Raw genomic sequence first — 24,341 nt, forward strand, 5'->3', positions numbered from 1 at the left:
GGATGTACCCGGGACGTTACGCCGCCGTCGCCCCGGACCGGCCCGCGGTGCACGAGGCCGCGACCGGTCGGACGCTCACCTACCGAGAGCTCGAGGACGCGTCCGTCCGGTTCGCGCACTGGCTGCGCGCACACGACGTCGGGAAGGGCGACCATATCGCGGTCGTCACCGTCAACGACGCCACGGCGTTCGAACTGTACTGGGGTGCAGTGAGGTCGGGCGTGTACGTCACCTTCGTCAATACGCATCTCGCTCCGGCCGAGGCCGCGTACATCGTCGACGACTGCGACGCGAAGGTGCTCGTGGTCTCGTCGCCCCTCGCCGACCTCGCCGAGGCGATCGTGCCGCTCACCCCGAAGGTGGCGCACCGCATCGCATTCGGGGGAGAGGTGCCCGGACATCTGGTGTACGAGGAGGAGGTAGCGGGCCTTCCGGTCACCCCGACGGCGGACCAGCCGCGCGGCAGCGACATGTTGTACTCCTCGGGCACGACCGGCCGCCCCAAGGGCATCGAGCCGGCTCTCTCCGGGGCCCAGGTCGGTGACGAGCCCGGTCCTCCTCTGCTGAAGCAGGTGCGCCGGTTCGGTTTCGACGAGAACACCGTGTACCTGTCGCCGGCACCGATCTACCACGCCGCGCCCCTGCGGTACGGCGTGTCGACGCAGGCGCTCGGCGGCACGGTGGTGCTCATGGACCGGTTCGATCCCGAGCGCAGCCTCGAGTGCATCGAGCACTACCGCGTGACCCACAGCCAATGGGTACCGACGCATTTCGTGCGTCTGCTGAAACTGCCGCGTGAGGTCCGGGATCGCTACGACCTGTCGTCGATGCGGTGCGCGTTGCATTCGGCCGCGCCGTGCCCCGTCGAGGTCAAGCAGGAGATCATGCGGTGGTGGGGCGAGATCGTCTACGAGTACTACTCCGCGACCGAGGCGATCGGCAATACCCTCGTCACGCCGCAGGAATGGCTCGACAAGCCCGGAACGGTCGGGAAGACCGGCGGCCCCGGCACTCTCGGTATCGCACGGATCTGTGACGAGCGTGGCAACCGGTTGCCCACCGGCGAGATCGGCACCGTCTACTTCGAACGGGACGACTTCTCGTTCGAGTACCACAAGGATCCGGAGAAGACGGCGTCCACGCGGCACCCCTTCGAGGAGAACTGGTACACCACCGGCGACATCGGATATCTCGACGAGGGCGATTATCTGTTCCTCACCGGGAGGGACAAGTTCACGATCATCTCGGGTGGGGTGAACATCTACCCGCAGGAGATCGAGAGCGTCCTCGCGCTGCACCCGTCGATCGCCGACGTCGCGGTGGTCGGCGTGCCGGATGCGGACCGCGGCGAACGCGTCGAAGCATTCGTGCAACTCGTCCCCGGTGCAGAGGGATCCGACGAGCTCGAAGAGGCCGTCGTCGAATTCTGCCGGGAGCGACTCTCGCGCTTCAAGTGTCCCCGGCACGTGCGATTCGTCGACGAACTGCCGCGCACGCCGACGGGCAAGATGGTCATGGGCAGGCTCGGCGATCTGATCGCGCAGTACGCCGATACCGGAGCGTCGTCGTGAGAGTGCTGTCGCCGAAACAACGCGTCTTCATCGAGGCGGGACGGAAGGAATTCGTGCGCAACGGATACGGTTCGTCGTCGATCCGTACGATCGCGCAGGAGGCGGGCGTGAGCCTGTCCGCCTTGTACTACCACTACAAGAACAAACAGGATCTGCTGCTGGCGATCCTGCTCGACGGCGTCGACACCTACGATGCCGTCTGCGAGGCAGAACTTGCCCGTGTCGGCGACCATCCGGTCGAGCAGATCCGTGCGTTCGTCAAGGGAAACGTCGTCTTCCGCACGCAGTTCCCCGAACAAGGACGCATGATCGCCACCGAGGTGCGCAACCTCGAACCCGAGGGTGCGCACCTGTACGAGGAGCGCCGGCGTGCCGGTCGGAAGCGGATCCGCGACATCATCGATCGTGGTGTGGCACAGGGCGTCTTCACCACGAAGTATCCCGACGACTGCCGCCGGTCGATCCTGGCGATGGTCTCGGCGATCGCCAACTGGTACGACCCTGCCGGGCCGGACACCTCGGACGAGATCGCAGAACGCTATGCGGACCTGTCGCTGGCGCTGCTGTGTCCCACCGTCACCGGTGGAGAAGGAGGTTCACGATGAGTGCACGACCGGTGCCGAGGGCGGGCACCCCCGACCCGGCACTGACCGAACTCCGCGCCGAGGTACGGGCGTTCCTGAAGGAACAGATCGACGCGGGAGTGTTCACTCCGGGCATCGACACCTGGTTGACCCGATGGAACCCCGGGTTCACGCGTGCGCTGGCCGCCCGCGGCTGGGTCGGCATGACGATTCCCGTCGAATACGGCGGGCACGGACGAACTTTCATGGAGCGGTTCGTCGTCACCGAGGAGTTGCTCGCGGTGGGAGCGCCGGTCGCCGCCCAGTGGGTCGCCGATCGCCAGGCCGCTCCGTCGTTGCTGAAGTACGGTACAGAGGAGCAGAAGCAGCGGTTCCTACCGGGCATCGCGGCGGGTGAGATCTGCTGGGCCATCGGCATGTCCGAACCCGACTCCGGTTCCGACCTCGCGAGTGTGAAGACGAAGGCGACCCGCATCGACGGTGGGTGGCGGATCTCCGGCACCAAGCTGTGGACGTCCGGGGCGCACCACGCCGACGCCTTCTTCGGTCTCGCCCGCTCCGCCCCGCTCGATCCGGCGCACCGACACGACGGACTGAGCCAGTTCATCGTCCTGCTCGACTCGCCCGGTGTGACCATCAGGCCGATCCTGTCGATGTCCGGCGACCACCATTTCAACGAGGTGCTGCTCGACGACGTCTTCGTCCCGGACGATCTGGTGCTCGGGCAGATCGGCGCCGGCTGGGAGCAGGTGACGAGCGAACTCGGCTACGAGCGCAGCGGTCCCGAACGTTTCCTGTCGACCTTCGGGGTGCTCGAGTCCCTCGTGCACGGTGTGGTGGACGGCAACGTCGAACCGGACACCCGTATCGGGGCGGCCATCGGACGCATCGCGGGAATGCATCGCATGTCCACCGCGGTCTCCGAATCACTCGAGCGCGGCGAGAACGCCGAGCTCGCGGCGTCGGTCGTGAAGGTGCTCGGCACGAAGACGGAGGGCGATCTCGCCGATCTCGCCGACGAGATCGCGGGGTACACCACGGCCGACGCGCACCTGGCCGAGCTCGTCCGGTCCGGCGTCATGCAAAGACCGGGCTTCACGCTGCGCGGCGGCACGAGCGAGATCCTCCGCGGGGTCATCGCACGAGGATTGGGGATGAGATGAGCGGGCAGGACCCACTGCAGTCGACGGAACTGCGTGACTTCGCACAGATGCTGTCCGAGGTGTTCGCCTCGGGTGACGACCACCGCATCGGTGAGGTCGTCGAACTCGATCGTGCCCTGTGGAACACCCTCACCGAGCTCGGCCTCGATCGGCTCACCGGTTCGGAGGAGCACGGCGGAAGCGGTGCGGGCTGGCTCGAGGCCGCCCTGCTGCTCGACGCCGCCGGCGGTGCGGCTGCTGCCGTACCGACGGCCGAGAACGACCTGCTCGCGGGGTGGTTGCTCGAGACCGCCGGACTCGAGGTCACGCCGGGTGTGCGTACCGCGGCGGTCCTCGACGCCGACGGCCGGGCACGTCACGTGCCGTGGGCCCGGTTCGCGGACTCCATCGTCGTGCTGTGGGAGTCGCCGCAGGGATGGCAGGTCGCCGAGGTCGCGCGCGGAGACGTCGAACTCGTCGAGGCCGTGAACCTGGCGGCGGAGCCCCGCGACCACCTGTGCGTCGACTTCTCCACACTCACCGGGCGTGACGTTCCGGCAGGTGTCGCCGACGAGTTCCGCTACCGCGGCGCGCTGGCCCGGGCGCTCGCCTCCGCGGGCGCGATGGACCGGATCCTCGAGCTCGTCGTCGAACACACCACGGCGCGAGTGCAGTTCGGTCGCCCGCTGGGAAAGTTCCAGGCCGTGCAGGCGCTTGTCGCCGACATCGCCACCGAGGTCTCGCTCGCGCACGCCGCCGCCGACGCTGCGGTCGATGCCGTTCTCGCCGGAGGATTCGGGGAGGCGTCGACGCGTTTCGCGATCGCTGCCGCGGCGTCGTGCGCAGGTCACGCGGCGTCGGTGGTCGCCCGCAACGCGCATCAGGCGCTCGGTGCGATCGGTTTCACGATGGAACACGAACTGCACCGGCATGCCAACCGTATCCTGTCGTGGCGCAGTGAATTCGGCACCGTCGCCGCGTGGGATTCCGAACTGCTCGCTGCGGCCGGTGAGGCCGGGGACGTGTGGGCCCTCATCACGGGTGGCCCGGCACGCTGACGATCGTGCGGGATCAGGCGGCGTGGCCCGCGGTGTCGTTCTCGGCGCGGTCCGTGACGTCGAGACCGGGGGCCAGGATGTCGAGCAGCATGCGCACCTGACGGGTGGGGGCGACGATCCGGAAGAGGCCGGGGCGAGTATGGCCGGCATCGGCCAGCGTCGAGGCCACCTCGGAGTACATGAAGGTCACCTCGGACAGGTCGACGACGACGTGATCACCCGAGTGCGCGAGGTCGCAGAGCGTCGCGGCGAACTCCGCCCGAGCGGTCATATCGAGATCGCCCTTCGCGCGCAGGACACTGCAGCGACGGGACGGCGAGTGAACGTCGAGGCGGTAGCGCGGCGCGCGGGCGACGGTCGCTGCAGCGGCTCGTGAGAGTGCGCCGGGCGGGGTGACGATCCGGTGGGTGGTGCTCGTACGTGTGCTCACTGCTGTCTCCTGTCGGCGTGGATTCGTGCCGTCCGGTGCGGGCTGGATCCTGAGCAGGCGGGCGGCCTGCTGGGGGTCGGGGTGAGAACTCGCGTCGGGCTTGCACAGAGACTGTCCGATGGATGTTGCTTCCCTACGATCCATTCCATAACGGAATGGTAACGAAAGATCACTGTTCGATAACTAATTCCCCTTGAACTGCAGAAACAATGGAGAACGTAAGATTCGTCGGCCCGCGCGGGCGATCCGTGCCCGGAGGTGGGATGCTGGACCGATGAGCGCTGTTCCTGCCGCCGACGCGGAGACCGCGTTCGGCGGCCTCGTCGTCGAGACGGAGTTCGCCCCGATCCACCGGCTCGACAATGGCGCCCTGTCTGCCGTCGAAGTGCAGCTGCGGGGTCCCGAAGGTTCGTCGTTGCACGACGCGACAGCTTTGAGTGAGACCGCCCGGGCCATGCACGAGAAGTCGGTGCTGGACCGCATCAAATGGCAGCGGGCCGGCAGGTACCCCGACTCGGCGGTGCCGCATCTGGTCACCGTCGATCTCGATTCCCTCGACGAGCTCGGCGAGCTCGGCGATCGCCCGGAACCGGCGAGGGTCGTGCTGATCACCGAGCAGTCGCTGATCGCACGCCCTGCCAGGACGCTGCGCACCATCGCCGCAGCGCGCACGGCGGGCATGCTCGTCGCGGTGGACGGGGTGGGGGCGCGAGCCCAGGCGCTGGCGCTGCTGCCGCTCGTCGAACCGGACGTGATCATCACGTCGCCCGCGTTGATCGGCCGTGCCGCCGACGCCTCGACGGCGAGAGTCGCGCACGCCGTCGCCGCCTATATCGAGTCCAGCAATGCGGTCGTGATCGCGCAGGGCGTCGACTCGGAACTGCATCGCCGCCGCGCTCTCGGATTGGCGGCCCGATACGGTATGGGGCAGCTGTATCGGGTGCGCGCGACGAACAGAGATGCTGCGCAATCGGATTCGGATATCGATCCCCTGCCGCTGCATCCACGTCCGGGTGTCGCGGACGATCCCGCACTCACTCCTTTCGCTCTGGCATCCGAAGGGCGCAGGCGCACAAGCAGCTTCAAGCGGTTGCTGGTGTCGATGAGCAAGCTGCTCGAGACCAATGCGGTGGGAGCCGGACCGGAGACGATCGTCCTCGGCACCTTCCAGCGCGCCGAGCACTTCACGCCGACCTCACGGGCGCGATGGGCGCAGCTCGCCGAACAGGTCGCCTACACCGGGGTCTACGGCGTCGGGATCGATCCCTACGTCGACTCCGCAGTGCACCACGCGCCGTTGGATCCGGACGATCCGATGGTCGACGAATGGAACGTCGTCGTTCTCGGCCCGCACTTCGCGTGTGTGCTCGCCGCGTTCGACATGCACACCGAGGCAGCAGATCTCGACCGTGAATTCCAGTACGTCCTGTCTTACGACCGTGGCACCGTCATCCGGTGCGCCCACAGCATTCTGGCGCGCTTCGAAGGGTGACCCGCGAGGCACGGTTCAGGACGGCGGCGGGGCCTCGGCGGGTGCCGTCCGGGGACGGACCAGGGTCGCGCGCGCCGCGCGGGCGACGGCCCCGCGATCGTAGGAGACGACGTACTCGAACTCCCGCTCACCATCCGCCGATCGACGGTGCAGGTCGAGGGCGGAGAGCGCACACGCGAACGACGCTCCCAGCAGGATGACGTTCCACTCGTCGACGAGGGGATCGTGCGGCTCGATCGGAACGAGGTTCGTGCCCGATATGCCCGCGCCGAAGCCGACCGCGAAGACCGCGACGTGCGCAAGGGCGCCGGCCATCGACATCCAGCGTCTCCTCGCCGCTCCGGTGAAATGGTCGCGGTGCTGGAAGGTGCCCAGCGCGATCACGTCGGCACCGGCCTCTGTGGCTCGGGCCTCGAGATCAGCGCTCATGGAGACCAACAGACCTTTCCCGCTCCGCACGCACTCCCGCCCCGCCGACAGGATGCGGAAAGGGGACGCGGTTGCGGCGTCGAGCGGCGCGCTCCAGGTGGGCTCCCGGAACAACCGGTTGCACCGCGACGAAGGTTCTGTGCCGTCCTCCGGGACAGACAGTGCTGCGCCGCATCCGAAGCCGATGCCGTGAGCGAGCGCGGCCTGGCGATGCAGATCGGAGTCGATGCCCTCGGCGACGACGACCGAGTTCGTGCGCTCGCAGTGTGCCCGCAAGGACAACAGGGTCGTGGCGGCACGCGCATCGGATGCGACGAGCGCCTCCGCCGGCACGACGACCACCTCCGGTTCCACCAGTGCCAGGACGACCGTGGCGCGTGGCGCCGATTCCGCGACGCGCACGGCCACGGCGACTCCGCGTTCGCGCACGGCAGCGATCCAGCGCAGGACCACCGCCGGATCGGCGAACACCTCGTCCTCGTCGACGAGTGCGACGGCATCACGCACGGACGCATTCTCCGCCGCACCGTGGGTGAGCTCGATCAACGGGGCCAGGACGGGGATGTGCCGATCTGCACCGGGATCCGCCGCGATCGACGACACTGCGGTAGCAACCACGGTGCCGTCCACCAGGTCGTGGATCGCGCTCGCGTGCATGACGTGCCGCCTTCCCGCATCACGCGGCGGTGGGTCCGCCGGGCATCACAGGGACGTACGCCGGGCCGCCGAAGGCAGGGTCCGGTGCGTCGTCCGTTGCGGACATCCTGCCAGCCACCGCGTGGGCGCAGTCGACGACCTCCGGTGGGATCACCGCAGATACAGGCGTACCTTGTCGATCTCGTTGCGCAGCAGGTCGATCTCCTCGGCGGTGGGATCCTCGGTGCGCGTGAGGTCGTCGGAGACCGTCAGATCCCAGCCCGTCGCCGCGCGAACCTCGTCCACTGTGACACCGCGGTGGATGCTGGTCAGTACGAGTTCGCCGGACGGATCCTGCCGGGACAACACACCCAGGCTCGTGAACACCTTCGTCACCCCGCGGCCGCGCGGCATGATGCCGACGCCGGCCTGGCGGGCGCGCACCGGGCTCGGCGACGTGCAGAAGTCCAGTTCGGCGGGAAAAGCGCTCGGATCGTGGCGTCGCATGATCACGAAGACCTCGCCCGCGTTGGGCATGATCTCGACGGCTCCGCCGCCACCCGGCAGTCGCACGGTGGGCTTGTCCCAGTCACCGATGACGCTGGTGTTGAGGCTGCCGTAGCGGTCGATCTGCGCCGCACCGAGGAAGCCGACGTCGACGTTGCCGCCTTGCAGCACGTACCCGAACAGCGATGCCATGGACACCACGGATTCGGCGCCGGAGACCACGACGGAGTCGGCGATTCCTTCGGCCATCGCCTCGGGGTGCGCGCCGCAGACGCCGGATTCGTAGATCAGCTCGACGTCGGGGTTCGAGGTGCGGGCGGCGAGGTCGACGGCGAGGGTCGGCAGGCCCACCCCGGCGAAGACCCGGGCCTTGCCGGCCAGGGCCCGCGCGGCGACGGAGACGATCAGTTCGGTGGTGGAGAAGGTTTCGGTGGCAGTCACTTTCGGCTCCCGTAGTCGACGGTCCCGGAGGGGCGCGGCGCGACCTCGAGGGCGGCCCAGTACTCCTCGCCCAGTTTCTCGAGGTATTCGGAGTGATCGCTGGTGGTGAGGACCCATTCCTTCAGCCAGGTGCGCAGCTGCTGGGGGTCCTTGCTGATCGCGGTCCAGCGACGGTAGAACGCACAGTCACGGTCGTAGTAGCCCTGCGCATAGGAGGGATGTGCTCCGCGCGGGCACAGCACGACCGCGTCCACGGCGTGCGACGGGACGAGCGTGCGGCTCGGGTCGGAGCGGATCACGTCGTCGTCGACGATCTCCTCGACCACCACGATGGCCTTCTTCGCCGCGTACACCGCTTCCTGCTGGACACCGGCGATCCCCCAGATCTGGACGTTCCCGGCGCGGTCGGCGCGTTGGGCGTGGATGATCGTCACGTCCGGGTTGAGCGGAGGGACGACGTACACGCTGCCGCCGCCGAAGGGATCGTCCACCGGCCGGATGTTCGGGTTGATCTTCGGCAGGTCGCTGCCCGCATACGATCTCAGGGGGAAGAAAGGCAGCCCGGCCGCCCCGGCCTGGTAGCGGCAGACCATGCCGTAGTGGCTGTACTCCTCGACCTCCAGTGCGACGGGGTCGTGGTTCTCGATGCGCCGGCGGATCTCGTACAGCGACCCCGCCGAGCCGCTCGCGAAGAACGACGCGACGAGTTTCGATACGCAATCGGCGGCGATGAGCTGGTCGGACACGATGTCGGGGGTCATGCGGCACAACGTCAGGTCGCGCCTGCCCTGCCGGATGATCTCGTGCGCCGCCGCGAACGGGATGAGGTGCGAGAAACCCTCGAGGGCAACGGTCGTCCCGTCCTCGACGTAGGTGGCGATCGCTTCGCGCATGGTCATGAGTTTGTCCGGCATACCGGTCGTCCTCCGTGTGGTCGGTGATGCGGTGTCGGGTGTCCGGCGCCTGCAGGCGTGATAATCGACGGGTGGAGATCCAGCAGGTGAAGGCGTTCCTGGCGGTGGCGGAGGAACTGCATTTCGGTCGGGCGGCGCAGAGGTTGCACATGGCCCAGCCGCCGCTCAGCCGCACGATCCGCAGACTCGAGAAGGAGCTCGGTGCCGAACTCTTCGAACGCAACACCCGCAGTGTGCGGTTGACGGAGAGCGGACGGGCGCTCGTGGAACCGGCCCGGAACATCCTCGACGCCTGCCGATCGGCGGAGATGGCGGTGACCGCTGCGGGCTCGGGCCGGACCGGCCGGGTCCGTATCGGTTTCGCCGGTTCGTCCTCGCACTATCTGGTGGGTCGCTGGGCGAAGCTCGTGCGGCGCACTCATCCCGGTATCGAGTTCGTGCTCGACAGTTCGGCCTACGCGAGCGAGGCGCTCAACAAGCTCGCGGCGAGCAAACTCGACATCGGCATCGTGCGACTGTTGTTCTTCCCGCCGGGTATCGCGTCGCGTGTGGTGGCCCGTGAGAACCTCGTCGTGGCGCTGCCCAAGGAGCACCCGCTCGCCGACCGGGAGAGCGTCCGGTTGGAGGATCTCGCGAACGAGGCGTGGGTGATGCTTCCCGCCGAACCCGGATCCATGTTGCGCGAACTGCTGCTCCGGCTCGCCCACGACGTCGGATTCACACCCAGAATCGTTCAGAGTGCCCCGGATTCGCTGTCGTTGATCGCCCTGGTGTCGGCCGGAGTGGGATGTTCGCTGACGGTCTCGTCGGTCGCGGCGAACGTCATCAACCCCGAGGTCGTGTTCGTTCCCCTCGCCGACCACCCCGAGCCGCTCGACGTGCGGCTGGTGTGGCGGGAGGACGACGACAGTGCCGCGCTGCGAGAGGTCCTCCGCCTCTCCGAGGAAGCACTGCCCACTCCGGAGTGACCGGGGCCGGCCGGCGACTGCGCCGGCCGGCCCCGAGTGCGAGCGATCCGTCCTAGGCATGGACGCGATCTCGTGGGGTGTCGTCGGTTCCCGGAGTACGGCGGTCGCGCTCGGCTGTTTCGGACTGTTCGAGGGCGAGTTCCTCGGCGTCGGACTGTTCGGCGACCGAGGGTGCCTTCGGGTCGTACCCGGTGCGCTCGAGCAGGGCCAGGGTGCACACGAGGGAGACCGCGGCGTAGCAACCGGCCGCGATGGCCACGCCGGTGACGTCCCCGGACGAGTTGAGCAGGTACTGCGCGAGCACCGGTGTGCCACCACCGACGATCAGCGAGCACAGCTGGTAGGCCAGCGACAGGCCCGAGTACCGGATGTTCGCGGGGAAGGCCCGGGCCAGGATGCCGGCGATGGCGCCGTAGAACATCGAGTGCGGAATCGTCGCGAGACACATGCCGATCACGGCGATCGCGAAGGTCTCGGTGCGGATGGCGTAGAACATGGCGGGCATGAGGAACAGCTCCGGGACGATCATCAGGAGCATTGCCTTGCGCATGTCGATCCTCGACACGAGGACGGCACCGAAGGGCTGCACGATGAACTGCACGACGAGGGCGATCGCGATGATCGCGAGGAAGGTGCCACGCTCGTAACCGAGTTCGCTCGTCGCCCACGACAGGGCGAAGGTGTTCTTGAAATAGGTCACCTGGGCGAGAGGCAGCGCGCCGGCGCCGAGCAGGACCAGGACCCAGTGCTTGCGCAGCACTTCCTTGATCGGCAACTTGACGGTCTTCTTGCGTGCCAGAACGGCTTTCATGGCATCCGATTCTTCGAGCCTGAGCCGGATGACCATACCGACGATGACGAGCAGCGCCGATAACAGGAACGGGATGCGCCAGCCCCACATCAGGAACTGCGGAGTGGGCAGTGCTGCGAGGAAGAAGAACGCCATCGTCGACAGCAGGTTGCCGGCGGGCGAACCCTGCTGTGCGAACGCCGAATACATGATTCCCTTGCCCTTGGGTGCGTTCTCGCTGGCGATGAGGACGGCGCCGCCCCATTCGCCGCCGACCGCCACACCCTGCACGATGCGCAGGAAGACCAGCAGGACCGGCGCCCACATGCCGATCTGCGCGTAGGTGGGGAGCAGGCCGATACCCACGGTGGCGATGCCCATCATGACGAGTGTGATGACGAGTGTGTTCTTGCGGCCGATCCGGTCGCCGAGGTGGCCGAAGATGACGCCGCCGAGCGGACGGGCGAGGAAGCCTGCCCACAGGGTGACGAACGCGAGGAGGGTCGCGACACCGCTCGAGAGTTCGTCCGAGAAGAAGACCTGGCCGAACACCAGTGCGGCGGCCGTGCCGTAGATGTAGAAGTCGTACCACTCGATGGTGGTGCCGATGAAGGAGGCGATGCCGGCCTTGCGGGCCTTCTTCGCGATCTCCTGATCGGTGGGTGTGGACGAACTCATGCGCCCTCCGTCTGCTACGCCCCGATGGGGCGGGGGAATGTGGTCTGCGTCTCAGCAGAGGGTGTCAGGGCTCGGCTTTACAGTCCAATACCTAATAGGACCCGAATCGATACCGCAGAGGTATTACTGGGGAGTCCGTGTTCGTCCTGGTAGACATGCAGCGACGCCGGATGGGGGAACCGCGAACGCGAAAGGACATCAGGTGACGAGCGACCGAACCGATCGGACCGAGGTGGAGGTTTCTGCCGGCCTGCCGCTGGAGGGCATCACCGTGGTGAGCCTCGAACAGGCGGTTGCCGCGCCCCTCGCGACGCGCCATCTCGCAGACCTCGGAGCCCGTGTCGTCAAGGTCGAACGTGTCGGCGACGGCGACTTCGCGCGCGCCTACGACGGTGCCGTGCACGGCCTGGCCGCACACTTCGTCTGGCTCAACCGCGGCAAGGAATCGTTCGCGGTGGATCTCAAGGCTCCCGAGGGCATCGATGCGGTGAAGGCGCTGATCCGCGGTGCGGACGTCTTTTTGCAGAATCTCGCCCCCGGCGCGGTGGAGCGACTCGGGCTCGGCGCCGAGGACCTGCGTGCGGACCACCCGGAACTGGTGGTGGTCAACATGTCCGGTTACGGCACCGACGGACCGATGCGCGACCGCAAGGCCTACGACATGCTCGTGCAGTCGGAGACCGGCCTGTGCTCGATCACCGGTACGCCCGAGACTGCGGTGAAGACGGGCATCCCCACCTCGGACATCGCCGCGGGTATGTATGCGCTCACCTCCATCCAGGCGGCGCTGTTGCGCCGGCACCGCACGGGCGTCGGCGCGACGATCGACGTGTCGATGTTCGACGCGACCGCCGAATGGCTCGGTTATCCGATGTACCTGCAGATGTATCAGGGGCGGCAGGTCCCGCGGATGGGTCTGTCGCACACGTCGATCGCGCCGTACGACAAGTACCCCACCGCGGACGGGGAGATCCTCATCGGCGTCCAGAACGATCGGGGCTGGCGCACGCTCACCGAGGTCCTCGGCATTCCCGAGCGGGGCGACGATCCGCGCTTCACCACCAATCTCGAGCGGGTGCGTCACCGCGAGGAGGTCGATGCGCTGGTCGCTCGGGCCACCAAGCAGTTCACCAGCGCGGAGCTCGACGAGAAGCTCGCCGACGCCGGGGTACCGGCCGCGCAGCTGCGGGATCTGCGCGGGCTCATCGAACATCCTCAACTCGCAGCGCGCGACCGCTGGCGCGAGGTGCAGACGGAGGCGGGTCCGGTGCGCGGCATCCTGCCGCCGATGAACTTCCGCGACGTCGAATTGCCGATGGGCGCGGTGCCGGGGCTCGGTCAGCACACCGAGGCGGTGCTCGCCGATCTCGGCCTCACGGACGAGCAGATCGCGGGCCTGAAGAGGGCCGGCATCGTCGGCTGATCCGCTCCACGTCGGCTGCTCGTCAAATGTGCGGCCATAGCTTCCGGTGCTTATAGGTATCCGAAGCGACTGCCATCGCCGATTCTGATGGATCCGCACTGCTCAACGATTGACGATCCCCGCCGGGTATCGAAAAATGGCCGTACAAATACTCGTTCGACGAGTGCGGGTCGGCGATGGCCCGATGGGCAAGGAGGCGGCGATGTACGGATCCGGCGACCGCGACTGGGTGGTCGCGGCGCGGTGCCGCGGGGTGGACACGGCGATGTTCTTCCCTCGGCCCGAGGACGGCCGCGGTGCGGTACTCCGGGCCGAGCGGCAGGCGAAGGAGGTCTGTCGCTCCTGCCCGGTGATCGACGCGTGCCTGACGCACGCCGTGCGTACCGGAGAGACGCACGGCGTGTGGGGTGGCATGAACTACGCCGAACGGCGAGCGTTCGAACGCGCGGTGAAACTCGGTCGTCTCCAGTCGGTCTGAGCTCAGCCGACGTTGGTGACGGGGATCAGGGCGCCGGTGATCGAGGCACCCGCATCAGAGATCAGGAACTCGATGACCTTCGCGATGTCGGCCGGTTTGGACCAACGGCTCGTGTCGGCGTCGGGCATCGCGGCGCGATTGGCGGGGGTGTCGATGACGACGGGCAGCAGCGCGTTGACGCGGATGTGGTTGTCGCGGTACTCGAGTGCCATCGTCTCGACGAGCGCCGAGACCGCAGCCTTCGAGGCGATGTAGGACGCGCCGCCCGGGAAGGGGCTGAGCGTCGCGGCGGTGGAGATACAGACGATCGATCCACCGCCGCGGTGGATCAGGTGGGGCAGTGCGGCCTGGCTGACGGAATAGGCGGTGCGCAGGTTGAGATCGAGCTGGGAGTCGAGCACCTCGATCGGGGTCTCGTGCACCCGCGGGCCGGACGTGAATCCGCCGACGAGGTTGACGACGCCGAACAGGGGAGCGTCGGGGTCGTCGCACGCCAGGTTCAGGGCGTCCCCGAGCTGCTGCTCGTCGGAGAGGTCGGCCTGCACGAGCCGCAGGTTCGGATGCGTGCCCACGCGCTCGAGCTCGTCGCGGACCAGCCACGGCACCACGACCCGCCATCCGGTGTCGAGGAGATGTTTCGTCACGGCGCTGCCGAGGCCGCCGGTGCCACCACTGACCAAAACGGTGCGAGCCATGTGCCTGTATCCCTTTCGAGCGTGCCGTTTGTCGTGCTCCGAGAACCCGCCGCACGAGAGACGGCTTCGTACGAAGATCATGACGAACAATCGGAGGAAGGGGAAGGACGGCCGATGGACGACATCGAGGCGGAATTCGTTCACATCGCAGGCCTGCGTGCCTATCTGGCCAGGCCGCTCGGCGGTGCCACCGGAGGAATGCTGCTGCTGCCCATGATCACCGGCATCGACGCCCAGGTCCGCGAATATGCGCACGACATCGCCGGGACCGGCGTGACCGCACTCGTCTGGGACCCGTGGCACGGACCGAGCGCCGACGACACCTCGCGCGAGGCGCTCGCGGAGTCGATGCGTGGTCTCGACGACGAGAAGAGCCTCGAGGAGATGGCGACCCTGCTCGACCACGCGTTCGGTGAACTCCGACTGGAGAAGGTCGGCGTGATCGGATGGTGCCTCGGCGGACGCCTCGCCCTCATCCTCGGCGCCCGCGACACGCGGGTCACGAACGTGGTGGCCTACCACCCGTCGATCATGGTGCCGCCCGCCCCGAATCACACGATCGACGCCGTCGAGCAGGCAGGTCGCGTCGCGGCACCCGTCATGGTGCTGCACGCCGGCGCCGACACGATCATGAGCGCCGAGACCTTCGCGAATCTGCAGGCGGCGCTGCAGCAGCGCGAGACCGGCGCGACCCTCACTCACGTCTATCCGGGCGCCGAACACGGCTTCTCCTCCCGTGGCCGGCACGGCAATCCCGTCAATGCCGATGCCTACGCCGTGTCGTGGCCCCAGGCGCTGAGCTTCATCGGGGATACCGTCCGCTCCTGACGCGGATGGGCAGAATTTTTCGGGAGAAAGGGTTGCACATGGGCGCGTGAGGGCCACGATGGAGCGCATGGCGTCGAGCGCGAAACTCGAACAGGTCGTCATCCGCATCGCCGGCGACTCCGGCGACGGCATGCAACTCGCCGGTGACCGGTTCACCGCCGAGGCGGCCGCCTTCGGCAACGACCTGGCCACCCAGCCCAACTTCCCCGCCGAGATCCGCGCACCCCGGGGCACCCTTCCCGGAGTCTCGAGCTTCCAGATCCAGATCGCCGACCACGACATCCTCACCGCCGGCGACCGGCCCGACGTGCTGGTCGCGATGAACCCGGCGGCCTTCGAGGCCAACGTCGGCGACCTGCCCCGGGGTGGCACCGTCATCGTCGACAGCGACGAATTCACCAAACGGAACCTGAACAAGGCGGGTTACGACGCCGATCCGCTCGGCACCGACGCTGTGGAGCATCTGACCGTCCATGCCCTGCCCATGAGCACGCTCACCGCCGGTGCCGTCGAACCCGCCGGCGTCGGCAAGAAGGACGCGCAGCGCTCGAAGAACATGTTCGCGCTCGGTCTCCTGTCGTGGATGTACGGGCGTCCGATCGCGCCGGTCGAGACGTTCCTCGAGCGCAAGTTCGCGTCGAAACCCGACATCGCCCACGCGAACGTCCTCGCGTTGCGTGCCGGATGGAACTACGGGGAGACCACCGAGGCGTTCGCCACGACCTACGAGGTGGCGCGCGCGTCGCTGCCGTCCGGGACATACCGGCAGATCACCGGCAACACCGCGCTCGCCTACGGTCTCGTCGCGGCAGGTCGCGCGGCGGCGATGGACGTCTTCCTCGGCACCTATCCGATCACCCCGGCCTCCGACATCCTCCACGAACTGAGCAAGCTCGAACACTTCGGTGTGCACACCTTCCAGGCCGAGGACGAGATCGCAGGCATCGGTGCCGCGATCGGCGCGTCCTACGGCGGGGCGCTCGGCATCACCAGCACCTCCGGTCCGGGAATCGCGCTGCAATCCGAGGCCATCGGCCTGGCGGTGATGACCGAACTGCCGCTGATCGTCGTCGACGTCCAGCGCGGCGGACCGTCCACGGGACTGCCGACGAAAACCGAACAGGCCGACCTGATGCAGGCGATGTTCGGGCGCAACGGCGAATCGCCCGTCGCGATCGTCGCCCCGCAATCGCCCGCCGACTGCTTCGACGCGGCGCTCGAGGCCGCGCGCATCGCGATCACCTACCGCACCCCGGTCATGGTGTTGTCCGACGGCGCGATCGCCAACGGATCCGAACCGTGGCGGATCCCCGACATCGACGATCTGCCGCGCATCGACCCGCGCTTCGCACAGTCGCCGGAGGACGACGACCCCGGCTACCTGCCCTACGCCCGCCGTGCCGACACCCTCGCCCGCGACTGGGCGATTCCCGGAACCGCAGGTCGTGAGCACCGGATCGGCGGTCTCGAGAAGGCCGACGGAACGGGCGACATCTCGTACCACCACACCAACCACGAGTTGATGACCCGGCTGCGGGTCGCGCGGGTGGCCGGCATCGACGTCCCGGATCTCGGGGTCGACGACCCCACCGGTGACGCCGAGGTGCTGGTGCTCGGCTGGGGATCGTCGTACGGGCCGATCGGGGAGGCGGTGCGCCGTGCCCGACGGGCCGGGCACCGGGTGGCCCGAGCGCACCTACGTCATCTGGCGCCGATGCCGAAGAACCTCGGTGACGTGCTCGGCCGCTACCGGCGCGTGCTCGTCCCGGAGATGAACCTCGGTCAGCTGTCGTTCCTGCTGCGGTCGCGGTTCGACGCCGACATCCAGCCGGTGACGAAGGTATCGGGCATGGCGTTCCGCGCCGACGAACTCCACGACGCCATCGAAGCCGAATTCGCCGGAACGCTCGCCGACACCGAACGATCCCGGACGCCGGACGCGGTCGCCTCGTCGACGAAACTCGACCCCACAGAAGAGAGGGCACGAGCATGACCGGACTCGTCGGCCACGATCTCGGACTCCGCCCGCACATCGACGCGCTCGAGGGTGTGCCCCGCACCGACGACCCGCAGAAGGCGAAGGACTTCACGTCCGATCAGGAGGTGCGGTGGTGTCCGGGCTGCGGCGACTACGTCATCCTCGCGACGGTGCGGAGTCTGCTTCCCGAATTGGGTGTCCGGCGTGAGAATCTCGTGTTCGTCTCCGGCATCGGATGCTCGTCGCGGTTCCCCTATTATCTCGACACCTACGGTGTGCACTCGATCCACGGACGCGCGCCGACGCTCGCGACCGGACTCGCGGTCACCCGCCCGGATCTGTCGGTCTGGGTCGTGACCGGCGACGGCGACGCCCTGTCGATCGGCGGCAACCACCTCGTCCACGCCTTACGCCGCAACGTGAACATGCGGATCCTGTTGTTCAACAACCGGATCTACGGACTCACCAAGGGCCAGTACTCGCCGACCTCGGAGGTCGGCAAGGTCACCAAGTCGTCGCCCTCGGGCTCGGTCGACGCTCCGTTCAACACCTTGTCGCTCGCACTCGGTGCCGAGGCGAGCTTCGTGGCACGCGCCCTGGATTCCGATCGTGCCGGTCTGACGGACGTGCTGCGCGCGGCGGCACACCACCGCGGTGCGGCTTTCGTCGAGATCCTGCAGGACTGCCCGATCTTCAACGACGGATCGTTCGACGTGCTGCGCAAGGACGAAGCACGGTCGCACCTCATCCCGCTGCGACACGGCGAACCCATCATCTTCGGAACCGACGACGAGCTGTGCGTCGTCAGAAGAGGTTTCGGCGTGCGGGTGGCGCAGCGCGCCGAGGTCGCCGCCGACGACATCGTCGTGCACGACGCGCACACCGACGACCCCGAGTACGCGTACGCACTGTCGCGCCTGTCGGACCAGGGTCTTCGCCACGTCGTCACGGGAATCGTGCGGCAGGTCGGGCGGACGACCTACGACGACGCCGAGCGCGCCCGGGTGCGGGCCGCGCAGGAGTCCGGCACCGCCGACCTGCAGCAGTTGCTGCGGGGTGACAACACGTGGACCGTGCCCTGAGGCCTGTATCCGCTACCGTCCTGGCTGTTCGCCGCCGCAATTGCTGTGGCGGATGGTCGAAGTCGTAGCGGATCGGGCATGTGTGAACAATGTGTTGACAACACCGCGAATATGCGGGGTTGTTCCGGATCGCCGAACGGCACGGCAGCACTCCCGAGCAACGGGCACGGCAGTCGCACCCCGAGATGCTCGACCCGCTCGGCGCCATCCGTCTCGTCGCTGCACTGGCGGGCGGCGTGCACAGTCCCGGTCCCGACGAACCCGACGTCGACGATGCCGACGTCGTCGCCGCGCTGGGCCTCGTCCCCAAGGCGCGCGCCGAGATGGACCAACTCGAGGCGCTGATCCTCCGCATCGCGCGCGAGCGTGGGATGACCTGGCAGGAGATTGCGTTCGGCCTCGGCCTGGGAAGCATTCAGGCTGCCCGGCAGCGCTACGAGCGCCTCGTCAAACGCGTCGATGCGTAACGACGACACCGACGTGGTGTGCGATTTCCCGGAAGATTTCGCGCACGACGTCGGTCTCGACTGGGGCCGTCAGGCCATGAGTGCGGTGAACCGCCAATCCAGGACCGGTGCCGGTTCGACACCGCCGCGGTCACCATTCGCGGCACCGCCGCGGTCACCATTCGCGGCACCGCCGCGGTGCGCGTAGACGAGCGACCGCAGGTTCAACACGCCACCACCCTCGGCGAGGGGTTCGGCGGATTCGACGTGCAGGTCGCTGGTGAGGGTGTCGCCCTCCTGTACCGGCCCGGTGTGGTCGCACGACTTCCAGCCCAACACCGTCACGAGATTCGGCAGGGCGCGGGTCGCCTGGGAGAACGCCAGACCGATGGTGTGTCCGCCGTACACGAGACGACCCGACGCGCCGACCCGCTCGTCGTGGTGCGTTGCCGCGATGTTGAGGCTCAGGCGCGCGAGTTCCGGTGCGCTCGAGACGACGTCGCCGCTGGACTGCAGCACGGCGCCGGCGAGGGCCTTGTCGAAGTGCTCGCCCGGCACCTTCGACCGGTAGACGCCCAGATCCCAGTCGGCGGGTGCCGACCACTGCGGCTCGTCCTGGGGTCCGATGGCCGACAGATCGTCGGAGTACACGACGCGGTCGGGGTCGGGATTCTCGCTCAGCGGCAGCATCGCGCAGCGGTAGAAGTCGAGGACGGTGTTGCCGTCCTGGTCGACGGTGTTCATGCGCAGCGCCGCAAGACCGGTGGGCTTCCGGCCGGGCTTCGCCGAATTCTCCTTCAGGCCCACGACTTCCGTGGTCGTGTAGAGGGTGTCGCCGATGTGGGGGAAGCGATGGAAACGCAGGCCGCGGTAGAAGAGATTGGCCTTGACGTGGTGCGTGACGAGCGTGGACTGGCCGATCGCGATGTCGGTGACGAAGCCGGCATGGGCGACCGGTCCGCCCGCGACGGCAGCGGACAGGTGCTTGTCGAGCGGAAGGCGCAGGCGGTCACCGAGAATGCTCTGGTGCGCGGCGGCGAGACCGTCGGTGAGTGTCACGGCGGGGGCGGTGTCGAAGACCTGTCCGACGGTCAGTTCGTCGAAACAGGGTCCGCCGACGTACGAAGTGGTCATGGTTGTCAGGCTCCGATCTTCGACAGGGTGCGGCGGGCGGCGACGGCGACGGCCTCGTCGAGCATCCGGCCGTCGAGCCGAGCGGCTCCGGCGCCGCGGTTCTCGGCTTCCTCGAGTGCGGCGAGGACCTTGCGGGCGGCGTCGACCTGATCGTCGGTGGGGGTGAAGGCCGCTGCGGCGGAGGTGATCTGCGCCGGATGAATGACCCACTTGCCGTCGAATCCGAGATCGGCGACCCACTGCGCCGAACGACGGAAGGCGTCGTCGTCGGCGATGCCGAGGAACGGTCCGTCGATGGCCTGGACGCCGGCGGCCCGCGCGGCGTGCAACACGCGGTCCTGCACGTACAGCCAGTGCTCGGGCGCGGCGGTACGGGCGCGGCCCAGAGAGGCGCCGAGGTCGGCGTAGCCGATGATCACGCCGGCCACCCGGGGTCCGGCGACGATCTCGTCGATGCGCTGGACGCCGGCGGGTGTCTCGATGAGGGCCTGCACCGGGACGGCCGAATCGGTCCCGAGGATGCGGTCGGCCTCGGCGAGATCGTCGGCGCTCTCGACCTTGGGGATCACGATCGAGGAGAGGGCGTCGCCGAGCGCGGCGCAGGCGCGCAGATCGTCCTCGAACCAGGGGGTGCCGCGACCGTTGATGCGGACGGAGACGGTGCGCGCGGCACCGTGTTCGCGGACCAGTGGAGCCACGAGTTCGCGGGCGGCGTCCTTCTGCGCGGTGGTGACGGCGTCCTCGAGGTCGAGGACGACCTCGTCGGCGGCGGAGGCGAGGGCCTTACCGGCTTTGCGTTCGTCGGAGCCGGGGGCGACGAGAACGGCGCGCCGGCGGAGGTGTTGCTCGGAAGACACGGGGACCTCGGGGAAGTTCGGTCGGCAATGACGGCGCTAAATGTACGGCCATTGTTGGTGACATGCCACCCCTCGGGAGGGTGTGGTCATAGGAAGGTGCAGTCGTTCGTATCACCGAAAACTCTGCAATCACGGCGTCGAATGGCGGTGTTCGCGTTGACAACACCGGAACCTCGTCCACAAAATGGCCGTACAAAGTTTCCCGGGTCCGCGTGGCCCGTCCCCAGCGAAGGATCGCCCGTGAGCTACCTGAACGACGAAGAGACCTTTCTGGTCGAGACAGTCCGCGACTTCATCGACCGGGAGGTCAAGCCGTCGGTGCAGGAGGTCGAGCACGCAGGCGAGTACCCCGAGAAGTGGATCGAACAGATGAAGCAGATCGGCATCTACGGGCTCGCCGTGCCGGAGGAATACGGCGGATCACCGGTGTCGATGCCCTGCTACGTGCAGGTCACCGAGGAACTCGCCCGGGGCTGGATGTCGCTGTCGGGTGCGATGGGCGGACACACCGTCGTCGCGAAACTGCTGACGCTGTTCGGTACCGAGGAACAGAAGCGCAAGTACCTGCCCCGGCTCGCCACCGGCGAGATCCGCGCGACGATGGCGCTCACGGAGCCCAGCGGCGGTTCGGACCTGCAGGCGATGACCACCACCGCCAAGCGGGACGGCGACGAACTGGTGATCAACGGTGCGAAGACGTGGATCACCAATGCGCGTCGCTCGGGGCTGATCGCGTTGCTGTGCAAGACCGACCCGACCGCGCAGCCGCGCCACAAGGGTATCTCCGTCGTGCTCGTCGAGCACGGTCCGGGATTGATCGTCTCGCGCGATTTGCCCAAGCTCGGCTACAAGGGCGTCGAATCGTGTGAGTTGAGCTTCGACAACTACCGCATCTCCGCCGACGCGATCCTCGGTGGCGAGCCCGGCAGGGGCTTCGCGCACATGATGAAGGGTCTCGAGACCGGCCGCCTGCAGGTCGCCTCACGGGCACTCGGTGTCGCGACCGCCGCGTTCGAGGATTCGCTCGCCTACGCGCAGCAGCGCGAGAGCTTCGGCCGGCCCATCTGGAAGCACCAGTCCATCGGCAACTACCTGGCGGAGATGGCCACCAAGCTCACCGCGGCCCGGCAGCTGGCGCGCTACGCGGCGGAGAAGTACGACAGCGGTGAGCGGTGCGACATGGAGGCCGGCATGGCCAAGCTGTACTGCTCGGAGATCGCGATGGAGATCGCCCTGAACGCGGTGCGTATCCACGGCGGTTACGGCTACTCCACCGAGTACGACGTCGAGCGTTACTTCCGCGACGCACCGCTGATGATCGTCGGTGAGGGCACCAACGAGATCCAGCGCAATGTCATCGCGAGCCAGCTCGTAGCACGCGGCGGACTGTGACGACCGGCCGCTAGGATCGGTCCGTCATGGACTACAAGGTGCGGGAAACGGAACCGGCCTACGCGCAACTCGCGCGCCTGCTCCGGGAGGCCGTGGAGGCGGGACGGTACAGCGACGGCACTCGGCTGCCCACGGAAGCCGAACTCGCCGAGGAACACGGGGTGAGCCGGCAGACGGTGCGCCGCGCCTTCCAGGATCTCGTCGCCGACGGCATCGTCTACCGCGTGCCCGGACGCGGCACCTTCGCGAACGAGTCGGGCCGGCGCTATCGGCGCCAGCTCGGCTCGATCGAGGATCTGCTCGCTCTGTCGGCCGATACGGTCATGCAGATCGTCTCGCCGTTGCGGCGCGGGGTCGACATCGATGCGGCGAGCCGGCTCCGCCTCGACACCGACGTGCTGTACACCGCGGTGTTCAAGCGTCTGCACGACGGAACCCCGTTCGTCCTCACCACCGTTCATCTGCCCGAGCACGTCGCGGCACATGTGCTCGATTCGCCCGAGCTGCAAGCGGGCGCGTCGAGCCGGAACACGATGATCGGCCTGCTCGAACCCCATCTCGACAGTCCCATCGTCGAAGCCGCACAGTCCATCACGGTCGCCCTCGCCACCGAACAGGTGGCGACGGAATTGAACTGTGCCGTGGGGCATCCGCTGCTGCGCGTCGACCGGTTGTACTCGGACGACGCCGGAGCCCTCACCGAGCTGTCGGTGAGTTACTTTCTGCCCGAGCACTACACCTACCGCGTCACCCTCCGGCGAGCCGGTCTCTGATCGTCGCCGCAACCACACAGGAGCAACCATGCGGGTCATCAACGGAATCGACGAGGTCGAGAAGGTCGTCGGTGAACACCTCGGCTACAGCGACTGGCTCGAGATCGACCAGAAGCGGATCGACCTGTTCGCCGAGGCCACCGGCGACCACCAGTGGATCCACGTCGATCCGGAGCGTGCCGAGGACGGCCCGTACGGCAGGACCATCGCCCACGGCTACCTGACCCTGTCGCTGCTGCCGGTCCTCGGCACCCAGATCTTCTCGCTCGAAGGGCTGAAGATGAAGGTCAACTACGGCAGCAACAAGGTTCGTTATCCCGCGCCGGTCCCCGTCGGTTCGCGGATTCGTGCCGGTGCGGAGTTCACGTCGCTCGAGCGCACCACCAAGGGCGCGAACCTCGTGGTCGGATACACCATCGAGATCGAGGGAGGGGAGCGTCCGGCGCTGGTCGCCGAGACGGTGGTCGTTCTCGTTCCCTGATCGTCAGGGAATGTCGATCCGGAGGATGCGATCGTCGTCGTCGGCCGGGCTGCCGCGACCGTCCCGGTTGGACGTCGTCAGCCACAGAGAACCGTCCGGCGCGGCGACGACGGTCCGCAGCCTCCCGTATTCACCGCGGAGAAGGCTGGTGACGGTCTCTGCCCCGTCGTCTCCGACGCCGATCCGCCACAACCGTTCTCCCCGCAGACCCGCCATCCACAGACTGCCGTCGAACCACGCCAGCCCGGACGGGGATGCTTCCGAGACCGGCCAGGTGAGTACCGGGTCGACGAATTCGTCGGAGCCACCCATTCCCTCGATCTCGGGCCAGCCGTAGTTCGCTCCGGCCGTCACGAGATTCAACTCGTCGACGTCGTTCTGCCCGAACTCCGACGCCCACAACCGTCCCCGGTCGTCGAACGCGAGTCCCTGCACGTTGCGGTGGCCGAGCGAGTACACCGGCGACGCCGGATCGGGGTTGCCGGGTGCCGGCTCGCCGTCGCCGGTGATGCGAAGAATCTTGCCGCCCAGCGATTCCGGATCCTGGGCGAGTTCGCGCTCGCCCGCTTCGCCGGTGGCGACGTACAGCATCCCGTCGGGGCCGAAGATCATCCGCCCGCCGTCGTGGATCCGGCCGGCCGGGATGCCGTCGAGGATCACCTCCGGTTCCGCGAGGGCGGTGCCGTCGAAGGTGGTGCGCAGTACCCGGTTGTCGCTGTCTGTGGTGACATACAGGTACACGAATCGGTCGTTGCCGAAGGCCGGGGAGACCGCGATCCCCAGCAGTCCCGATTCGCCCTGTGCGAGCGTGTCGTCGATGCGGCCCACCTCGCGGGTCGCGCCCTCGCTGATCTCGACGATCCGGCCGGTGTCGCGCTCGGTCACCAGTGCAGAACCACCGGGAAGAAAAGCAACTCCCCACGGAGTGTCGAGACCGGACGCGACGGTGCCGGTCACGCGCGGAGTACCCGTCCCGGGCGTCGAGGGCTCGGTGACGGTACGGCTCACCCGGGCGGTGCCCTCGTCGACGGACGGACTCGACGGGGACGCGCATGCCCCGAGATGCACGGCTGTTGCTGCGGCGACCAAGCTCGCGAGAAGTGTCCGTGGCATGGGTCGATCCTCTCTTGCCGA

General features: G+C 67.8%; 24 protein-coding genes. 15 read left to right on the forward strand and 9 right to left on the reverse strand.

Features of this window, described 5'->3' with window-relative positions:
• Positions 1-2 precede the first annotated feature (2 nt).
• The 4 genes from EQ874_RS03715 to EQ874_RS03730 are packed head-to-tail and all read left to right on the forward strand — an operon-like array spanning position 3 to position 4,355.
• Positions 3-1,571, forward strand: coding sequence for an acyl-CoA synthetase (locus EQ874_RS03715; RefSeq protein WP_129975630.1), 1,569 nt, complete (start codon positions 3-5; stop codon positions 1,569-1,571).
• Positions 1,568-2,176: a TetR/AcrR family transcriptional regulator gene (locus tag EQ874_RS03720; protein ID WP_242496621.1), complete on the forward strand. Its 609-nt coding sequence runs from the start codon at positions 1,568-1,570 to the stop codon at positions 2,174-2,176. Before EQ874_RS03715 ends, EQ874_RS03720 begins: the two co-directional genes overlap by 4 nt.
• On the forward strand, positions 2,173-3,318 hold the full coding sequence (locus tag EQ874_RS03725) for an acyl-CoA dehydrogenase family protein (protein ID WP_129975632.1): 1,146 nt from the start codon (positions 2,173-2,175) through the stop codon (positions 3,316-3,318). The genes EQ874_RS03720 and EQ874_RS03725 overlap by 4 nt, the downstream gene beginning before the upstream one ends.
• Complete coding sequence (locus EQ874_RS03730) at positions 3,315-4,355, forward strand: acyl-CoA dehydrogenase family protein (RefSeq protein ID WP_129975634.1); 1,041 nt, start codon at positions 3,315-3,317, stop codon at positions 4,353-4,355. Before EQ874_RS03725 ends, EQ874_RS03730 begins: the two co-directional genes overlap by 4 nt.
• 13 nt (positions 4,356-4,368) lie before the next feature.
• Here the strand turns inward: EQ874_RS03730 and EQ874_RS03735 are convergent, their stop codons facing one another.
• A complete protein-coding gene (locus EQ874_RS03735) occupies positions 4,369-4,785 on the reverse strand; it encodes an STAS domain-containing protein (RefSeq protein WP_129975636.1) in 417 nt (138 codons plus the stop codon).
• Positions 4,786-5,059: 274 nt separating this feature from the next.
• Here EQ874_RS03735 and EQ874_RS03740 point away from each other — a divergent pair, with 274 nt between their 5' ends.
• Positions 5,060-6,277, forward strand: a complete 1,218-nt coding sequence (locus EQ874_RS03740) for an EAL domain-containing protein (protein WP_129975638.1) — start codon at positions 5,060-5,062, stop codon at positions 6,275-6,277.
• Between the two features lie 15 nt (positions 6,278-6,292).
• On the opposite strand, the gene EQ874_RS03745 is transcribed toward EQ874_RS03740, so the two are convergent.
• The 3 genes from EQ874_RS03745 to EQ874_RS03755 form a co-directional block, all read right to left on the reverse strand.
• Positions 6,293-7,363 (reverse strand): DICT sensory domain-containing protein, encoded by a 1,071-nt coding sequence (locus EQ874_RS03745; protein ID WP_129975640.1) that lies wholly within the window; start codon positions 7,361-7,363, stop codon positions 6,293-6,295.
• Positions 7,364-7,513: 150 nt separating this feature from the next.
• Entirely contained in the window at positions 7,514-8,290 is a 777-nt protein-coding gene (locus tag EQ874_RS03750) for a CoA-transferase (protein WP_064063920.1), read from the reverse strand.
• Positions 8,287-9,204 carry a CoA-transferase gene (locus tag EQ874_RS03755; RefSeq protein ID WP_129975642.1) on the reverse strand — a complete coding sequence of 306 codons (918 nt, stop codon included), beginning with the start codon at positions 9,202-9,204 and terminating at the stop codon, positions 8,287-8,289. The genes EQ874_RS03750 and EQ874_RS03755 overlap by 4 nt, the downstream gene beginning before the upstream one ends.
• A 71-nt stretch (positions 9,205-9,275) precedes the next feature.
• On the opposite strand from EQ874_RS03755, the gene EQ874_RS03760 reads away from it, so the two are divergent.
• Complete coding sequence (locus EQ874_RS03760; RefSeq protein WP_129975643.1) at positions 9,276-10,172, forward strand: LysR family transcriptional regulator; 897 nt, start codon at positions 9,276-9,278, stop codon at positions 10,170-10,172.
• Positions 10,173-10,224: 52 nt separating this feature from the next.
• Here the strand turns inward: EQ874_RS03760 and EQ874_RS03765 are convergent, their stop codons facing one another.
• Positions 10,225-11,640: an MFS transporter gene (locus EQ874_RS03765; protein ID WP_129975645.1), complete on the reverse strand. Its 1,416-nt coding sequence runs from the start codon at positions 11,638-11,640 to the stop codon at positions 10,225-10,227.
• A gap of 202 nt (positions 11,641-11,842) precedes the next feature.
• On the opposite strand from EQ874_RS03765, the gene EQ874_RS03770 reads away from it, so the two are divergent.
• On the forward strand, positions 11,843-13,063 hold the full coding sequence (locus tag EQ874_RS03770; protein WP_129975647.1) for a CaiB/BaiF CoA-transferase family protein: 1,221 nt from the start codon (positions 11,843-11,845) through the stop codon (positions 13,061-13,063).
• A 184-nt stretch (positions 13,064-13,247) separates the two neighbouring features.
• Positions 13,248-13,541: a WhiB family transcriptional regulator gene (locus tag EQ874_RS03775; RefSeq protein ID WP_064063971.1), complete on the forward strand. Its 294-nt coding sequence runs from the start codon at positions 13,248-13,250 to the stop codon at positions 13,539-13,541.
• Between the two features lie 2 nt (positions 13,542-13,543).
• On the opposite strand, the gene EQ874_RS03780 is transcribed toward EQ874_RS03775, so the two are convergent.
• On the reverse strand, positions 13,544-14,236 hold the full coding sequence (locus EQ874_RS03780; protein WP_064063925.1) for an SDR family NAD(P)-dependent oxidoreductase: 693 nt from the start codon (positions 14,234-14,236) through the stop codon (positions 13,544-13,546).
• Positions 14,237-14,350: 114 nt separating this feature from the next.
• Between EQ874_RS03780 and EQ874_RS03785 the strand changes: the two genes are divergently transcribed.
• The 4 genes from EQ874_RS03785 (at position 14,351) to EQ874_RS03800 (ending at position 18,591) form a co-directional block, all read left to right on the forward strand.
• Positions 14,351-15,064, forward strand: a complete 714-nt coding sequence (locus EQ874_RS03785; protein ID WP_129975649.1) for a dienelactone hydrolase family protein — start codon at positions 14,351-14,353, stop codon at positions 15,062-15,064.
• A gap of 58 nt (positions 15,065-15,122) precedes the next feature.
• The gene (locus EQ874_RS03790) at positions 15,123-17,057 is read left to right on the forward strand and encodes a 2-oxoacid:acceptor oxidoreductase subunit alpha (protein WP_129975976.1); all 1,935 of its coding nucleotides are present in this window, start codon (positions 15,123-15,125) and stop codon (positions 17,055-17,057) included.
• On the forward strand, positions 17,054-18,124 hold the full coding sequence (locus EQ874_RS03795) for a 2-oxoacid:ferredoxin oxidoreductase subunit beta (RefSeq protein WP_064063928.1): 1,071 nt from the start codon (positions 17,054-17,056) through the stop codon (positions 18,122-18,124). The genes EQ874_RS03790 and EQ874_RS03795 overlap by 4 nt, the downstream gene beginning before the upstream one ends.
• Positions 18,125-18,243: 119 nt before the next feature.
• On the forward strand, positions 18,244-18,591 hold the full coding sequence (locus tag EQ874_RS03800) for a DNA-binding protein (protein ID WP_242496623.1): 348 nt from the start codon (positions 18,244-18,246) through the stop codon (positions 18,589-18,591).
• 69 nt (positions 18,592-18,660) lie between these two features.
• Here the strand turns inward: EQ874_RS03800 and EQ874_RS03805 are convergent, their stop codons facing one another.
• The gene (locus EQ874_RS03805; protein ID WP_129975651.1) at positions 18,661-19,704 is read right to left on the reverse strand and encodes a MaoC family dehydratase; all 1,044 of its coding nucleotides are present in this window, start codon (positions 19,702-19,704) and stop codon (positions 18,661-18,663) included.
• 5 nt (positions 19,705-19,709) lie between these two features.
• The gene (locus EQ874_RS03810) at positions 19,710-20,561 is read right to left on the reverse strand and encodes a CoA ester lyase (RefSeq protein ID WP_064063934.1); all 852 of its coding nucleotides are present in this window, start codon (positions 20,559-20,561) and stop codon (positions 19,710-19,712) included.
• A gap of 240 nt (positions 20,562-20,801) precedes the next feature.
• On the opposite strand from EQ874_RS03810, the gene EQ874_RS03815 reads away from it, so the two are divergent.
• The 3 genes from EQ874_RS03815 to EQ874_RS03825 are packed head-to-tail and all read left to right on the forward strand — an operon-like array spanning position 20,802 to position 23,207.
• Complete coding sequence (locus EQ874_RS03815) at positions 20,802-21,953, forward strand: acyl-CoA dehydrogenase family protein (protein WP_129975653.1); 1,152 nt, start codon at positions 20,802-20,804, stop codon at positions 21,951-21,953.
• A gap of 26 nt (positions 21,954-21,979) precedes the next feature.
• Entirely contained in the window at positions 21,980-22,726 is a 747-nt protein-coding gene (locus tag EQ874_RS03820) for a GntR family transcriptional regulator (RefSeq protein WP_129975655.1), read from the forward strand.
• Between the two features lie 28 nt (positions 22,727-22,754).
• Complete coding sequence (locus EQ874_RS03825) at positions 22,755-23,207, forward strand: MaoC family dehydratase (protein WP_129975657.1); 453 nt, start codon at positions 22,755-22,757, stop codon at positions 23,205-23,207.
• A gap of 3 nt (positions 23,208-23,210) precedes the next feature.
• On the opposite strand, the gene EQ874_RS03830 is transcribed toward EQ874_RS03825, so the two are convergent.
• Positions 23,211-24,320, reverse strand: coding sequence for a PQQ-dependent sugar dehydrogenase (locus EQ874_RS03830; protein WP_242496624.1), 1,110 nt, complete (start codon positions 24,318-24,320; stop codon positions 23,211-23,213).
• Positions 24,321-24,341 lie beyond the last annotated feature (21 nt).

Source organism: Rhodococcus sp. Q1 (genome assembly GCF_004153645.1).
Classification (GTDB): domain Bacteria; phylum Actinomycetota; class Actinomycetes; order Mycobacteriales; family Mycobacteriaceae; genus Rhodococcus; species Rhodococcus gordoniae.

Bases quoted from the DNA above. Each gene is read 5' to 3' on its own strand.
- EQ874_RS03715 (WP_129975630.1), top strand. From the start codon at position 3: ATGTACCCGGGACGTTACGCCGCCGTCGCCCCGGACCGGCCCGCGGTG.
- EQ874_RS03725 (WP_129975632.1), top strand. From the start codon at position 2,173: ATGAGTGCACGACCGGTGCCGAGGGCGGGCACCCCCGACCCGGCACTG.
- EQ874_RS03730 (WP_129975634.1), top strand. From the start codon at position 3,315: ATGAGCGGGCAGGACCCACTGCAGTCGACGGAACTGCGTGACTTCGCA.
- EQ874_RS03740 (WP_129975638.1), top strand. From the start codon at position 5,060: ATGAGCGCTGTTCCTGCCGCCGACGCGGAGACCGCGTTCGGCGGCCTC.
- EQ874_RS03745 (WP_129975640.1), bottom strand. From the start codon at position 7,363: ATGCACGCGAGCGCGATCCACGACCTGGTGGACGGCACCGTGGTTGCT.
- EQ874_RS03755 (WP_129975642.1), bottom strand. From the start codon at position 9,204: ATGCCGGACAAACTCATGACCATGCGCGAAGCGATCGCCACCTACGTC.
- EQ874_RS03765 (WP_129975645.1), bottom strand. From the start codon at position 11,640: ATGAGTTCGTCCACACCCACCGATCAGGAGATCGCGAAGAAGGCCCGC.
- EQ874_RS03775 (WP_064063971.1), top strand. From the start codon at position 13,248: ATGGGCAAGGAGGCGGCGATGTACGGATCCGGCGACCGCGACTGGGTG.
- EQ874_RS03780 (WP_064063925.1), bottom strand. From the start codon at position 14,236: ATGGCTCGCACCGTTTTGGTCAGTGGTGGCACCGGCGGCCTCGGCAGC.
- EQ874_RS03785 (WP_129975649.1), top strand. From the start codon at position 14,351: ATGGACGACATCGAGGCGGAATTCGTTCACATCGCAGGCCTGCGTGCC.
- EQ874_RS03790 (WP_129975976.1), top strand. From the start codon at position 15,123: ATGGAGCGCATGGCGTCGAGCGCGAAACTCGAACAGGTCGTCATCCGC.
- EQ874_RS03795 (WP_064063928.1), top strand. From the start codon at position 17,054: ATGACCGGACTCGTCGGCCACGATCTCGGACTCCGCCCGCACATCGAC.
- EQ874_RS03805 (WP_129975651.1), bottom strand. From the start codon at position 19,704: ATGACCACTTCGTACGTCGGCGGACCCTGTTTCGACGAACTGACCGTC.
- EQ874_RS03820 (WP_129975655.1), top strand. From the start codon at position 21,980: ATGGACTACAAGGTGCGGGAAACGGAACCGGCCTACGCGCAACTCGCG.
- EQ874_RS03825 (WP_129975657.1), top strand. From the start codon at position 22,755: ATGCGGGTCATCAACGGAATCGACGAGGTCGAGAAGGTCGTCGGTGAA.
- EQ874_RS03830 (WP_242496624.1), bottom strand. From the start codon at position 24,320: ATGCCACGGACACTTCTCGCGAGCTTGGTCGCCGCAGCAACAGCCGTG.